Annotated in this window: 11 protein-coding genes; all 11 read left to right on the forward strand. The window is 62.8% G+C overall.

Annotation, left to right across the window (positions count from 1 at the left end; translation table 11 throughout):
* Positions 1–10: 10 nt before the first annotated feature.
* The 11 genes from N8H74_RS07005 (at position 11) to purD (ending at position 13454) form a co-directional block, all read left to right on the forward strand.
* Complete coding sequence (locus N8H74_RS07005; RefSeq protein ID WP_217834555.1) at positions 11–1957, forward strand: methyl-accepting chemotaxis protein; 1947 nt, start codon at positions 11–13, stop codon at positions 1955–1957.
* A 176-nt stretch (positions 1958–2133) separates the two neighbouring features.
* On the forward strand, positions 2134–3888 hold the full coding sequence (locus N8H74_RS07010; protein WP_262146751.1) for a protein-disulfide reductase DsbD: 1755 nt from the start codon (positions 2134–2136) through the stop codon (positions 3886–3888).
* 132 nt (positions 3889–4020) lie between these two features.
* Positions 4021–4473 (forward strand): type II 3-dehydroquinate dehydratase, encoded by a 453-nt coding sequence (gene aroQ / locus N8H74_RS07015; RefSeq protein WP_217834557.1) that lies wholly within the window; start codon positions 4021–4023, stop codon positions 4471–4473.
* Positions 4474–4521: 48 nt separating this feature from the next.
* Positions 4522–4986 carry an acetyl-CoA carboxylase biotin carboxyl carrier protein gene (gene accB / locus N8H74_RS07020; RefSeq protein ID WP_217834558.1) on the forward strand — a complete coding sequence of 155 codons (465 nt, stop codon included), beginning with the start codon at positions 4522–4524 and terminating at the stop codon, positions 4984–4986.
* A gap of 17 nt (positions 4987–5003) precedes the next feature.
* Positions 5004–6362 (forward strand): acetyl-CoA carboxylase biotin carboxylase subunit, encoded by a 1359-nt coding sequence (accC, locus tag N8H74_RS07025; protein ID WP_217834559.1) that lies wholly within the window; start codon positions 5004–5006, stop codon positions 6360–6362.
* 205 nt (positions 6363–6567) lie between these two features.
* Positions 6568–7446 (forward strand): 50S ribosomal protein L11 methyltransferase, encoded by an 879-nt coding sequence (prmA, locus tag N8H74_RS07030; RefSeq protein WP_217834560.1) that lies wholly within the window; start codon positions 6568–6570, stop codon positions 7444–7446.
* Between the two features lie 30 nt (positions 7447–7476).
* Positions 7477–8766, forward strand: coding sequence for a DUF3426 domain-containing protein (locus N8H74_RS07035; protein ID WP_262146752.1), 1290 nt, complete (start codon positions 7477–7479; stop codon positions 8764–8766).
* A gap of 185 nt (positions 8767–8951) precedes the next feature.
* Positions 8952–9962 (forward strand): tRNA dihydrouridine synthase DusB, encoded by a 1011-nt coding sequence (gene dusB, locus N8H74_RS07040; RefSeq protein ID WP_262146753.1) that lies wholly within the window; start codon positions 8952–8954, stop codon positions 9960–9962.
* Complete coding sequence (gene fis, locus N8H74_RS07045) at positions 9959–10279, forward strand: DNA-binding transcriptional regulator Fis (RefSeq protein WP_003186237.1); 321 nt, start codon at positions 9959–9961, stop codon at positions 10277–10279. The genes dusB and fis overlap by 4 nt, the downstream gene beginning before the upstream one ends.
* 82 nt (positions 10280–10361) lie before the next feature.
* Positions 10362–11969, forward strand: coding sequence for a bifunctional phosphoribosylaminoimidazolecarboxamide formyltransferase/IMP cyclohydrolase (purH, locus tag N8H74_RS07050; RefSeq protein ID WP_262146754.1), 1608 nt, complete (start codon positions 10362–10364; stop codon positions 11967–11969).
* Positions 11970–12158: 189 nt separating this feature from the next.
* Positions 12159–13454 carry a phosphoribosylamine--glycine ligase gene (gene purD / locus N8H74_RS07055; RefSeq protein ID WP_217834564.1) on the forward strand — a complete coding sequence of 432 codons (1296 nt, stop codon included), beginning with the start codon at positions 12159–12161 and terminating at the stop codon, positions 13452–13454.
* Positions 13455–13519: the final 65 nt, after the last annotated feature.

Raw genomic sequence — 13519 nt, forward strand, 5'->3', positions numbered from 1 at the left:
GGTAACCGTCATGCGCCTGAAGTTGCTCACCAATCTCAATACGCTGTTGCTGGTCGCCGTGTGCGTGGCCCTCGGCGCCACGCTGTGGTGGTCGCAGAAAGCCCTTGAACGCCCGTATCTGTTGATGGAGCGCTACCTCGGGCTGTCGCAGCAGTTTCAGAATGAAGTGGCGCGCAACGTCGAGGACTACCTCGCCAGCGGCGACGCCCTGCGCCTGAGCAGCGCCACCCAGGCCATCGACGGCCTGCAGAAAGAACTCGGCGAACTGCCACCCGCGCTGGCCGACACCCTGCGCCCGAGCCTGTCGAGCCTCGACGATTTCAGCAAGACCGACCTGCTGGCGGCCGGCAAACTGGCCGGCGATCCGCAGGCGCTGCTGTTGCAGGCCGAGCGCGAACTGAGCGCCAGCCTCGATCAGCTCAGCACCTATGCCGGCGGCAATTCGACCTACCTGACACCGCTGCTCGCGGCCTCCCAGCATCTGGGCAAACTGTCCCTGGCACGGGACAAACTGGTGAGCAGCGGCCGCAGCGAACTGGCCGTCGATGTCGAGCGGGAAGTCACCAGCATCCGCACCCAGGCACAGGCGATCGATGCCCTGCCGCTGCTCGGCGTGGTCGCCAGCAACGAATCCGGCAGCGACGATTTCGCCGCGATGATGGGCATTGAAAACACCGAGAAAGCCACCGCCGAGGATGCCGGCGTCGGCCTCAAGCGCGAACTCAACAGCCTGCTCGGGCGCTACCCGGCCGAACTGGCGCGCACTCGCGAGCAGATCCAGAAACGCACCGACCTGAGCACCGCCACCCACCTGAAAATCGCCGCCGTGCAGCAAGCCATCGCCGGCCTCGAACCGGTGGTGCGCGCCCAGCACGGGCAGATCCAGGGCGAAGTGCGCCTGATGCAAGGCGTGATGATCGGCCTGATCCTGCTGATCGCCTTGCTGATCGATACCTTGCAACGACGCCTGGCGCGCACCCTGACCAACCTTGCGCCGGCCTTGTCGACCTGGGCCGAGGGCGATTTCAGCCAGGACATTCATCTGGGCAAGACCAACCGTGAACTGCACGACATCGAAGCCTCGCTCAATCGCCTGCGCGCCTACCTGGTGGATCTGGTGGGCACCATTCGCGGCAATGCCGAACAGGTCGCCGGCAGCAGCCGGACCCTCGCCGAACTGAGCAACGACTTGCACAGTGGCGCCGAACATCAGGCCGGCGATACCGCACTGATCCGTGACTCCCTCGGCGAACTGGAGGCGACCATCCAGCAAGTGGCCGGCGATGCGCGTCAGGCGGCAGATGCCAGTCGGCATGCGGGGCTGGCGGTCGAGCACGGACAGCAAGTCATCGGCCAGAGCCTCACCGGCTTGCATGCACTGGTCGGTGAAGTACAAGGCAATGCGCAGATGATTGAACACCTGGCCGAGGAGTCGGCGACCATCGGCGGCGTGCTGACGGTGATCCGTTCGATTGCCGACCAGACCAACCTGCTGGCCCTCAACGCGGCGATCGAAGCGGCGCGTGCCGGAGAGATGGGTCGCGGCTTCGCGGTGGTGGCCGAGGAAGTGCGCTCTCTGGCGCAGCGCACTGCCGGCGCCACGGCGGAGATCCAGACCTTGATCGCCGGCCTGCAAACCGCCGCCCGGCAATCGGTGGAAGGCATGCGCGCCCAAGTCGAACACGCCGAAGCCACGGCCAATCAGGCGCAGTCGGCAGACGGCGCGCTGGACAAGATTGTCGGGGCGATCCAGACCATTTCCGATACCGCAATCCGCATCGCCGACATCACCGCCCAGCAGAGCGGCGCGGTCAGCGAAATCCGTGATCACAGCGAGCGCATTCATCAGTTGGGTGGAGATAACCTGCTGCGCATCGGTGAAGGTCGCGAGCAAGGCGAAAACCTGCTCGTGTTGGGCGGACAATTACATACCGCCGTGCAGGCTTTCCGCGTCTGATCGACTGAATTCGCGGGCAAGTCCGCTCCCACACTGGAATAAGTTGCCCTTGTGGGAGCGGGCCTGCCCGCGAAGAGGACGGCGTATTCAGCCTCCTCATCAACGCAATGACCGCGCGCCTGCATACCTGCGCACCGTCCGCTATCATCCCCCCAATTCCGATACGCGAGATCGTCATGCGCCGCTTGCTCTGCCTGCTGCTTTTTGTCTTCACCCTGCCGGCCGGCGCCGCCGGGCTGTTCGACAGTAAACCCGGTTCCACCCTGGGTTCAGTCAATAACAGCGCAGACTTCCTGCCGGTGCGCGAAGCCTTTCAACTGAGCCTGGTCGAAAGCACGCCGCAGTCGATCACACTGCGCTTCGTCGCCAGCGAGGGCTATTACCTCTATCGCCATCGCTTCCAGTTCCGCACCGACCCGGCCGATGTGAAACTGAGCGCCGCGCAGCTGCCCAAGGGCGAGCAGAAACACGATGAGTACTTCGGCGATGTCGAGGTCTATCACGGCATCCTCGATGTCGAGCTGCCACGCAACGACTCCCGGGCCTTCACCCTCGTCGTCACCTATCAGGGCTGCGCCGACAAAGGCCTGTGCTACCCACCGGAAACCGAACGTCTGAGCATCGACGGCAACGCAGCGGCAGACAGCACGACCACTCCGGCGACCACCTGGGACTGGCGTGACCTGGCGCTGTTCTTCCTCGCTGGTCTGGGCCTGACTTTCACTCCGTGCGTGCTGCCAATGCTGCCGATCCTGTCCGGTGTGGTGCTGCGCGGGCAGGTCGGCGGGCTGCGCGGCTTCAATCTGTCACTGGCCTACGTGCTGCCGATGGCCGCCTGCTTTGCCCTGCTCGGGGCACTGATGGGGTTGTTTGGCGCGCAACTGAATCTGCAGGCGCGGTTGCAATCGGCGTGGGTGCTGGTGCCGTTCGCGATGTTCTTTGCGATCTTTGCCCTGGCGATGTTCGGCGTATTCGAACTGAAGCTGCCGCACGTCATCAGCAGCCGCCTCGACCGGATCGCCGGGCGCACCGAAGGCGGTTCGCTGTGGGGCGCGGCGGTACTCGGCGTGGTCTCGAGCCTGCTGGTTTCACCCTGCGTGTCGGCACCACTGGCCGGTGCGCTGCTTTATATAAGCGCCAGCGGCGATGCGCTGGGCGGTGGTCTGAAGCTGTTCATGCTCGGCCTCGGCATGGGCGCGCCACTGTTGCTGGTGGCAACTGGCGGCGCGGCGTGGCTGCCGAAGAGCGGGCCATGGATGATGTACGTGAAAAACGGTATCGGCGTGTTGCTGCTCGGACTGGCAATCGGCTTGCTCAGCCGGGTCTTGTCGGGGGAAGTCACGTTGTTGCTGATCGGCCTGCTGGCAGGCGGCGTAGGCCTGTTCCTCGGCGCGCTGGAGTTCGTTTATAAACCGCCGCGCAAACGCCTTGGCCAACTGCTCGGGATGTTCCTGGTGTTTTATGCGCTGGCCTGCTGGTACGGCGCCTTCAGCGGCCAGACCGATCCGCTCAACCCGATTGCGCCGCGCGTCGTCCAGAGCGGCGCGCCGGCTCAGGACAGCGACCAATGGCAGACCGTCAGCACCCCGGCGGATCTGGATCGCATCCTGCTGGAAGCCAGAAACGCCGGTGCCCCGCTGCTGCTCGACTGGTACGCCGACTGGTGCATCAGTTGCAAAGTCATCGAACACGACGTGCTCAATGACGCCACCGTCGTCGAACGGCTCAAGGGTTATCGGCTGATCCGTTTCGATATCACCGCGAGCAACGCCGAACAGCGCAGCCTGCTCGACCGCTACAACCTGTTCGGCCCACCGGCGCTGATGTTCTTCGGCAAGGACGGCAATGAACGCCGCAATGTGCGGGTGATCGGCGAGATCAATGCCGCCGACTTCGCCGAACGTGTCGCCAAAGCGAATGACCGGATTTAATCACTCGGTCACATATTTCGCGCAAACATCGGACATCGTGCTGGCTATTGCAGAGAACTGGACAGTCACAAAGTCTTTGCGGCATAGTCGCCGGGTTCTGACGCAGGCTCACTCATAACAAGGAACACGCAGATGGCAACGCTACTGGTGCTGCACGGCCCCAACCTGAACCTGCTCGGCACCCGCGAGCCGGGCACCTATGGGTCGACGACCTTGGCACAGATCAACCAGGATCTGGAGCGCCGCGCCCGTGAAGCCGGCCACCATCTGCTGCATCTGCAAAGCAATGCCGAGTACGAATTGATCGACCGCATCCACGCCGCGCGCGGTGAAGGCGTCGATTTCATTTTGATCAATCCGGCGGCATTTACACATACAAGTGTTGCATTACGTGACGCGCTGCTGGGAGTGAGCATCCCATTCATCGAAGTGCATTTATCGAACGTGCACAAACGCGAACCTTTCCGCCATCACTCTTACTTCTCCGATGTAGCGGTGGGAGTGATCTGCGGCCTTGGCGCCAGCGGTTACCGACTGGCCCTGGAGGCCGCGCTAGAACAGCTTGAAAGAACGGCAACAGCTTGAACAACAAGCCTTAAACGCCCCTGACCGACCCTTGGGAGTTGACGATTCATGGATATCCGTAAAGTTAAGAAACTGATCGAACTGCTGGAAGAGTCCGGCATCGACGAACTCGAGATCAAGGAAGGCGAAGAGTCCGTACGCATCAGCCGTAACAGCAAGACTCCAGCTCAGCAGTACTACGCACCGGCTCCGATGCAGGCTCCAGCCGCCGCGCCAGTCGCCGCTGCCGCACCAGCCGCTGCCGCTGCACCGGCTGCCGCCGCTGCTCCAGCACTGAACGGCACCGTTGCCCGTTCGCCGATGGTAGGTACTTTCTACCGCAAGTCTTCGCCAACCTCGCCAGCCTTCGTTGAAGTCGGCCAGACCGTGAAGAAAGGCGACACCCTGTGCATCGTCGAAGCCATGAAGATGATGAACCACATCGAAGCTGAAACCAGCGGTGTGATCGAATCCATCCTCGTCGAAGACGGCCAGCCGGTTGAGTACGACCAACCGCTGTTCACCATCGTTTGAACTGCGGAGAGCCTTTGATGACTGCGAAGTTGGAAAAAGTTCTGATCGCTAACCGCGGTGAGATCGCCCTGCGGATTCTGCGTGCCTGCAAAGAGATGGGCATCAAGACCGTCGCCGTTTACTCCAAGGCCGACAAAGAGCTGATGCACCTGGGTCTGGCAGACGAATCCGTCTGCATCGGCCCGGCTTCCGCCGCGCACTCCTACCTGCACATCCCGGCAATCATCGCGGCCGCTGAAGTGACTGGCGCTACCGCCATTCACCCAGGCTACGGTTTCCTCGCGGAAAACGCCGACTTTGCCGAGCAGGTCGAGAACTCCGGTTTCGCCTTCATCGGCCCGAAAGCCGACACCATTCGCCTGATGGGCGACAAGGTATCGGCCAAGCACGCGATGATCGAAGCCGGCGTGCCAACCGTTCCAGGTTCCGACGGCCCGCTGCCGGAAGACGAGGAAACGGCACTGCGCATCGGTCGTGAAGTCGGCTATCCGGTGATCATCAAGGCCGCTGGCGGCGGCGGTGGTCGCGGCATGCGCGTGGTACACCAGGAAGAAGACCTGATCGCCTTCGCCAAACTGACCCGCACCGAAGCCGGCGCGGCGTTCGGCAACCCGATGGTCTATCTGGAAAAATTCCTGACCAACCCACGTCACGTCGAAGTTCAGGTACTGTCCGACGGCCAGGGTAACGCCATCCATCTGGGCGACCGCGATTGCTCGCTGCAACGTCGTCACCAGAAGGTTCTCGAAGAAGCGCCGGCACCGGGCATCGACGAGCAGGCCCGCAAGGAAGTCCTCGCGCGCTGCGTCCAGGCGTGCATCGACATCGGCTACCGTGGCGCCGGCACTTTCGAGTTCCTGTACGAAAACGGTCGTTTCTACTTCATCGAAATGAACACCCGTGTTCAGGTGGAGCACCCGGTTTCGGAAATGGTCACCGGTATCGACATCGTCAAGGAGATGCTCAGCATCGCCGCCGGCAACAAGCTGTCGTTCACCCAGGATGACGTGGTGATCCGCGGTCACTCGCTGGAGTGCCGGATCAACGCCGAAGACCCGAAAACCTTCATGCCGAGCCCGGGCACGGTCAAGCATTTCCACGCACCAGGCGGCAACGGCGTTCGCGTCGATTCGCACCTGTACAGCGGTTATGCGGTTCCGCCGAACTACGACTCGCTGATCGGCAAGCTGATCACTTACGGCGCCACCCGCGACGAAGCCATGGCACGCATGCGCAATGCCCTGGACGAAATCGTGGTTGACGGGATCAAGACCAACATCCCGTTGCACCGTGACCTGACCCGCGACGAAGGCTTCTGCAAAGGGGGCGTGAACATTCACTACCTCGAGCACAAGCTGGCTGGCGAGAAGCACTAAGCTTCGCCCGGCACATGACAAGGCCGCCTTCGGGCGGCTTTGTTGTTTCTGGAGGTTTCATGCTTGCCCTCACGGGAGCGGGCATCCGCTTCGCTCAACATCTGCGCTACAAATGCCGCTCCCACAAACCCCGCGCGCTCGCGTAAACTTGCGCGCTTCTCGCAGGCCGCTAGGCTGCAATCAATCTTTTTCAAAGGTGCCCGCCATGCCTTGGCTGCAAGTCCGTCTCGCCATCAGCCCAGAACAAGCCGAAACCTATGAAGACGCTTTCCTTGAAGTCGGCGCCGTCTCGGTCACCTTCATGGACGCCGAAGACCAGCCGATCTTCGAGCCGGAACTCAACACCACACCGCTCTGGTCGCACACTCACCTGCTGGCCCTGTTCGAGGGCGGCACCGAAGCCGAACTCGTCCTCGCCCACCTCGAACTGCTGACCGGCAGCCCGCTGCCCGAGCACCACAGCGAAGTGATCGAAGACCAGGACTGGGAGCGCAGCTGGATGGACGGGTTCCAGCCGATGCGCTTCGGCCAGCGCCTGTGGATCGTGCCGAGCTGGCACGCCGCGCCGGAGCCGGGCGCCGTCAATCTGCTGCTGGACCCGGGCCTGGCATTCGGCACCGGCACCCACCCGACCACCGCGCTGTGCCTGGAATGGCTCGACGGCCAGGACCTGAAGGACTGCAACGTGCTGGACTTCGGCTGCGGCTCGGGGATTCTGGCCATCGCCGCCCTGCTGCTGGGCGCGAAAGAAGCGGTCGGCACCGACATCGACGTGCAGGCGCTGGAAGCCTCGCGCGATAACGCCGGGCGCAACAACATCGCCGACGAGCTGTTCCCGTTGTACCTGCCGGAAGACCTGCCGCCGGTCAAAGCCGATGTCCTGGTGGCCAACATTCTCGCCGGGCCGCTGGTTTCCCTGGCGCCGCAATTGTCCGGCCTGGTCAAGTCCGGCGGGCGCCTGGCGCTGTCGGGGATTCTCGCCGAACAAGGCGACGAAGTGGCTGCCGCCTATGCGCAGGACTTCGATCTCGACCCGATCGCCAATCGCGATGGCTGGGTGCGCATCACCGGCCGTCGGCGCTAGAATGTCCGCCTGCTCAATCCGGATCGCCGCATGACCGACAGTTTCGTCACCCAGTGCCCGCATTGCCAAACCAGTTTCCGTGTCAGCCACGCTCAATTGAGCGTGGCCCGTGGAGTGGTTCGCTGCGGCTCCTGCCTGCAAGTGTTCAACGCGGCCAAACAGCTGCTCGAACAACGCGCCGGCAAGGACGCGCTGGCGCCGGTCGTGCCAGCCGTTCCGCAACCGTCCGTCGAAGCGCCGCCAAGCCTGGCGCCGCCCACGGCGGAGGAACCACCGGCCATCGTCGAACCGACGGTGCTGGCACCGCGCGCCATCAGCCAAAAGCAGTGGAGCGCCTCCGAGCTGGATCTGGACAGCCTGGACCTCGACCAGGAACTCGCCCGCCTCGAGCAACGGGAAATCCAGCCAACCACCGAATTCGGTCGCCCGCGCGAAGATTCCCTGAGCGCGCGCCGCGACAGTCCCGAGCCGGATGAAGCCGTCTGGCCGGACAGCCTGTTCAGCGAACCCGCCGACGAGCGCACGCCCGAGCCTGAAGCCGAGCCGGAAATCGTCGACCTCGAGCCGATCAAACCGGAGCGCACCGAACCATCGCTGTCGCTGGAGCCGGTGGATCTGGATGACGAGCCGCCGATCCCGCAGCTGCGCCTGCACGATCCGATCGACCCGAACGCCCGCCGCGAACGCCTGTCTGCCAGTGACGACGCCGATGACGAGCTGTCGCCAATCGAGCCACCGCGCAAGAAACGCGAGCGCGCCGAACCCGGTGTCCGTGCCGAAGTCCTGCAGGACCTGACCGACGATCCGCTGCAACTGGACTGGCAGAAACGCCGTTCGCCGTGGGGTCGACGCTTTCTCTGGTTGCTGTTGATCCTGCTGGCCGCTGCCGGCCTGGCCGGCCAGTACGTCGCCTATCATTTCGACGAGTTGGCGCGCCAGGACCAATACCGCCCGTGGTTCCAGCAACTGTGTCCGCAAATCGGCTGCACGGTGCCGTCCAAGGTCGACATCGCCAAGATCAAGAGCAGCAACCTCGTGGTGCGCAGCCATCCGGAATTCAGCGGGGCGCTGGTGGTCGATGCGATCATTTACAACCGTGCCCCGTTCTCGCAACCGTTCCCGCTGCTGGAGCTGCGCTTCGCCGACCTCAACGGCCACTTGATTGCCAGCCGTCGCTTCAAACCCGGCGAATACCTCAACGGCGACCTTGAAGGCATGGCGGAAATGCCACCACAGACGCCAATCCACATTGCCCTGGACATCCTCGATCCAGGCCCGAAAGCGGTGAACTACAGCCTGAGTTTCCACTCTCCCGAGTGAAACGCTTCACCGTTGCGTGATTGACGGCGGTTTTCTGACTTTGCCCCGGACAACCAAACCTCTGGCAATAACAGAATAACTGTTCAGATTTTGTTCAATTCAGCCTTTATCCAGTCATCGAGAGCGGGTATCATGCCAACCCTTTTTCGAACTCTAATGATCCGGCCCCACTTCAGGGAAGTCCTATGTCGGCGGTACGCATCGGCCCATACACATTGCAGAACGGCTTGATTCTCGCCCCCATGGCGGGCGTCACCGACCAGCCCTTTCGTCAGTTGTGCAAACGTCTGGGCGCAGGGCTTGTAGTCTCGGAAATGGTCACCAGTGACATGAGCCTGTGGAACACCCGCAAGTCGCGCATGCGCATGATCCACGAAGGCGATCCCGAGCCGCGCTCGGTGCAGATCGCCGGTGGCGACGCGCAGATGCTGGCGGATGCGGCCCGGGCCAACGTCGAACTGGGCGCACAGATTATTGATATCAACATGGGTTGCCCGGCAAAGAAGGTCTGCAACAAGGCTGCCGGCTCCGCGTTGCTGAAAGATGAAGCACTGGTGACCGAGATCCTGCAGGCCGTGGTGGCTGCGGTCGATGTGCCGGTCACCTTGAAGATCCGCACCGGCTGGGATCGCGACAACAAGAACGGCCTGACCGTGGCGAAGATCGCCGAGCAGGCCGGGATCACGGCGCTGGCGGTGCATGGCCGCACCCGTGCCGACCTGTACACCGGTGAAGCCGAGTACGACACGATTGCCGCGATCAAGCAGGCGGTGTCGATCCCGGTGTTCGCCAATGGCGATATCGATTCGCCGCAGAAGGCCCGCCACGTGCTCGACGCGACCGGTGCCGATGGTCTGTTGATAGGCCGGGCTGCCCAGGGGCGGCCATGGATTTTTCGTGAGATCGAGCACTTCCTGCGGACCGGCGAGATGTTGCCGGCGCCGGAGCTGATCGAGGTGGAACGCATTCTGCTTGAGCATCTGGCCGCCCTCCACGCTTTCTATGGGGACGTGATGGGCGTACGCATTGCTCGTAAGCATGTGGGCTGGTATCTCGCAACCTTGCCGGGCGCCAGGGAGTTTCGCGCCCGTTTCAATCTTTTGGATGGTACGGAAACACAATGCGCCAACGTTCGGGAGTTCTTCGCCGAACGTTACAAGAGCCTGACAGGGGACGGAGAAGGGGTGGCCGCATGACGATGATGACCGAGACTTTAGTGAGTGGAACAACACCCGTGAGCGACAACGTGAATTTGAAACAGCACCTCAATACCCCGAGCGAAGAAGGCCAGACCCTTCGCGGGAGTGTCGAGAAGGCGCTGCACAATTATTTCGCCCACCTTGAGGGCGCTGCCGTCACGGATGTGTACAACCTGGTGCTCTCCGAAGTCGAGGCTCCCCTGCTCGAAAGCGTGATGAACTACGTCAAGGGCAACCAGACCAAGGCCAGCGAGCTGCTCGGACTCAACCGTGGCACGCTGCGCAAGAAACTCAAGCAGTACGATCTGCTGTAAGCATTCAATCCAACCAGAAAGGCGCCCGCGTAAAACCGGTCGCCTTTTTTGCTGACTTCCTTTGCTTTTGATGGAAATTGAGATGACCGACCAGACTACCCGCCTGCCGATCCGCCGCGCCTTGATCAGCGTTTCCGACAAGACCGGGATCCTCGAATTCGCCAGGGAGCTGGAAGCCCTGGGCGTGGAAATCCTCTCCACCGGCGGGACCTTCAAACTGCTGCAGGACAACGGCGTGGCCGCAGTGGAAGTCGCGGATTACACCGGTTTCGCGGAAATGATGGACGGTCGGGTGAAAACCCTGCACCCGAAAATCCACGGCGGGATCCTCGGTCGTCGCGGTATCGACGACGCGATCATGAACGAGCACGGCATCAAGCCGATCGATCTGGTGGCGGTCAACCTGTATCCGTTCGAAGCCACCATCAGCAAGCCAGGCTGCGACCTGCCGACCGCCATCGAGAACATCGACATCGGTGGCCCGACCATGGTCCGTTCGGCCGCGAAAAACCACAAAGACGTAGCGATCGTGGTGAATGCCAGCGATTACGCCGACGTCCTGCAAAACCTCAAGGCCGGTGGCCTGACCTACGCCCAGCGTTTCGACCTGATGCTCAAGGCGTTCGAACACACCGCCGCCTACGACGGCATGATCGCCAACTACATGGGCACTGTGAACCAGGCCGCTGAAACCCTGAGCACTGAAGGCCGCAGCGAATTCCCGCGCACCTTCAACAGCCAGTTCATCAAGGCCCAGGAAATGCGCTACGGCGAGAACCCGCACCAGAGCGCGGCGTTCTACGTGGAAGCGAAACCGGCCGAAGTCGGCATCTCCACCGCCACCCAACTGCAGGGCAAGGAACTGTCGTACAACAACGTGGCCGACACCGACGCCGCGCTGGAATGCGTGAAGAGCTTCGTCAAACCGGCCTGCGTGATCGTCAAGCACGCCAACCCGTGCGGCGTGGCCGTGAGCCCGGACGCCGAAGGCGGCATCCGTCAGGCCTACGAACTGGCCTATGCCACCGACACCGAGTCGGCCTTCGGCGGCATCATCGCCTTCAACCGTGAACTGGATGCCGAAACCGCCAAGGCGATCGTCGAGCGTCAGTTCGTCGAAGTCATCATCGCCCCGAGCGTCAGCGCCGAAGCCCGCGCCGTCGTGGCCGCCAAAGCCAACGTGCGCCTGCTGGCCTGTGGCGAGTGGTCGGCCGACCGTGTTCCGGCCTGGGACTACAAACGCGTCAACGGTGGCCTGCTGGTGCAGAGCCGCGACATCGGCATGATCGGTGCCGACGACCTGAAAGTGGTGACCAAGCGCGCACCGACCGAACAGGAAATCAACGACCTGATCTTCGCCTGGAAAGTGGCCAAGTTCGTCAAGTCCAACGCCATCGTCTACGCCAAGAACCGTCAGACCATCGGTGTCGGCGCCGGCCAGATGAGCCGCGTGAACTCCGCGCGCATCGCCGCGATCAAGGCTGAACACGCCGGCCTGCAAGTCGCGGGTTCGGTGATGGCATCGGACGCGTTCTTCCCGTTCCGCGACGGCCTGGACAACGCGGCCAAGGTCGGCATCACTGCGGTGATCCAGCCAGGCGGTTCGATGCGTGATGCGGAAGTGATTGCGGCGGCGGACGAAGCCGGCATTGCCATGGTCTTTACCGGCATGCGTCATTTCCGTCACTAACTGGTCGACGGCCGCACTGAAGCCGGAATCTGCTGCGTTGGAGCCTACCTCAATGATGCTCATTGCCAAAAGGCAACTCCGCTCATCGAGGTCGACTCCGCCTTGCATCTACCGACTTCATTGCGACCTCCTATAGCGTGAAGCGCTTTAGGTTCTAAAACAGAATTAGCGTCATCCGAGGTTTTTGAAATGAATGTTTTGATCATTGGCAGCGGTGGCCGTGAACACGCCCTGGCCTGGAAAGTGGCTCAGGATCCGCGTGTGCAGAAGGTTTTCGTGGCTCCGGGCAACGCCGGCACCGCGATTGAAGCCAAGTGCGAAAACGTCGCCATCGACGTCCTGGCCCTCGAGCAACTGGCCGATTTCGCCGAGAAAAACGTCTCCCTGACCATCGTCGGCCCGGAAGTGCCGCTGGTGGCCGGCGTGGTCGATCTGTTCCGTTCCCGTGGCCTGGACTGCTTCGGCCCGACCGCCGGTGCCGCTCAGCTCGAAGGCTCGAAGGCCTTCACCAAGGATTTCCTGGCGCGCCACAAGATCCCGACCGCCGACTACCAGAACTTCACCGAGATCGAGCCGGCCCTGGCTTATCTGCGTGAGAAAGGCGCGCCGATCGTGATCAAGGCCGATGGCCTGGCCGCCGGTAAAGGCGTGATCGTCGCCATGACCCTGGCCGAAGCCGAAGACGCCGTGCGCGACATGCTCGCCGGCAACGCGTTCGGCGACGCCGGTTCGCGCGTGGTGATCGAAGAGTTCCTCGACGGCGAAGAAGCCAGCTTCATCGTCATGGTCGACGGCAAGAACGTTCTGCCGATGGCCACCAGCCAGGACCACAAACGCGTCGGCGACGGCGACAGCGGCCCGAACACCGGCGGCATGGGTGCCTACTCCCCGGCGCCGGTGGTCACCGCCGACGTTCACCAGCGCGTGATGGACCAGGTGATCTGGCCGACCGTGCGCGGCATGGCCGAGGAAGGCAACGTCTACACCGGTTTCCTGTACGCCGGTCTGATGATCGACAAGGCCGGCAATCCGAAAGTCATCGAGTTCAACTGCCGTTTCGGCGACCCGGAAACCCAACCGGTGATGCTGCGCCTGCAATCGAGCCTGGTGCTGCTGGTCGAAGCCGCGCTGGCCCAGGCACTGGACAAGGTCGAAGCGCAGTGGGATCCACGCCCGAGCGTCGGCATCGTGCTGGCCGCCGGCGGCTACCCTGGCGACTACGCCAAGGGCGCGCCGATCAACGGTCTGGATGCAGCGGCAGGCCTGGAAGGCAAAGTCTTCCACGCCGGCACCGCGCTCAAGGACGGCCAGGTCGTGACCGCCGGTGGCCGTGTGCTGTGCGCCACCGCCATGGGTGCCACCGTCGGTGCAGCCCAGCAGCAGGCCTACAAGCTGGCGGCGGCGATCGACTGGGAAGGCTGCTTCTACCGCAAGGACATTGGCTACCGCGCCATTGCCCGTGAACGTGGCGAAACCCAGGAATAAGCTGTTGATGAAGCCCGGCGCAGGATGCCCTCCTTCGCCGGGCTGTTCCGCCGCCGCGCATCGTT

It is taken from the genome of Pseudomonas sp. B2M1-30 (assembly GCF_025447575.1).
Classification (GTDB): Bacteria; Pseudomonadota; Gammaproteobacteria; order Pseudomonadales; family Pseudomonadaceae; genus Aquipseudomonas; species Aquipseudomonas botevensis.

Coding starts and splice junctions, on each gene's coding strand:
- N8H74_RS07005 (WP_217834555.1), top strand. CDS start 11: ATGCGCCTGAAGTTGCTCACCAATCTCAATACGCTGTTGCTGGTCGCC.
- N8H74_RS07010 (WP_262146751.1), top strand. CDS start 2,134: ATGCGCCGCTTGCTCTGCCTGCTGCTTTTTGTCTTCACCCTGCCGGCC.
- aroQ (WP_217834557.1), top strand. CDS start 4,021: ATGGCAACGCTACTGGTGCTGCACGGCCCCAACCTGAACCTGCTCGGC.
- accB (WP_217834558.1), top strand. CDS start 4,522: ATGGATATCCGTAAAGTTAAGAAACTGATCGAACTGCTGGAAGAGTCC.
- accC (WP_217834559.1), top strand. CDS start 5,004: ATGACTGCGAAGTTGGAAAAAGTTCTGATCGCTAACCGCGGTGAGATC.
- prmA (WP_217834560.1), top strand. CDS start 6,568: ATGCCTTGGCTGCAAGTCCGTCTCGCCATCAGCCCAGAACAAGCCGAA.
- N8H74_RS07035 (WP_262146752.1), top strand. CDS start 7,477: ATGACCGACAGTTTCGTCACCCAGTGCCCGCATTGCCAAACCAGTTTC.
- dusB (WP_262146753.1), top strand. CDS start 8,952: ATGTCGGCGGTACGCATCGGCCCATACACATTGCAGAACGGCTTGATT.
- fis (WP_003186237.1), top strand. CDS start 9,959: ATGACGATGATGACCGAGACTTTAGTGAGTGGAACAACACCCGTGAGC.
- purH (WP_262146754.1), top strand. CDS start 10,362: ATGACCGACCAGACTACCCGCCTGCCGATCCGCCGCGCCTTGATCAGC.
- purD (WP_217834564.1), top strand. CDS start 12,159: ATGAATGTTTTGATCATTGGCAGCGGTGGCCGTGAACACGCCCTGGCC.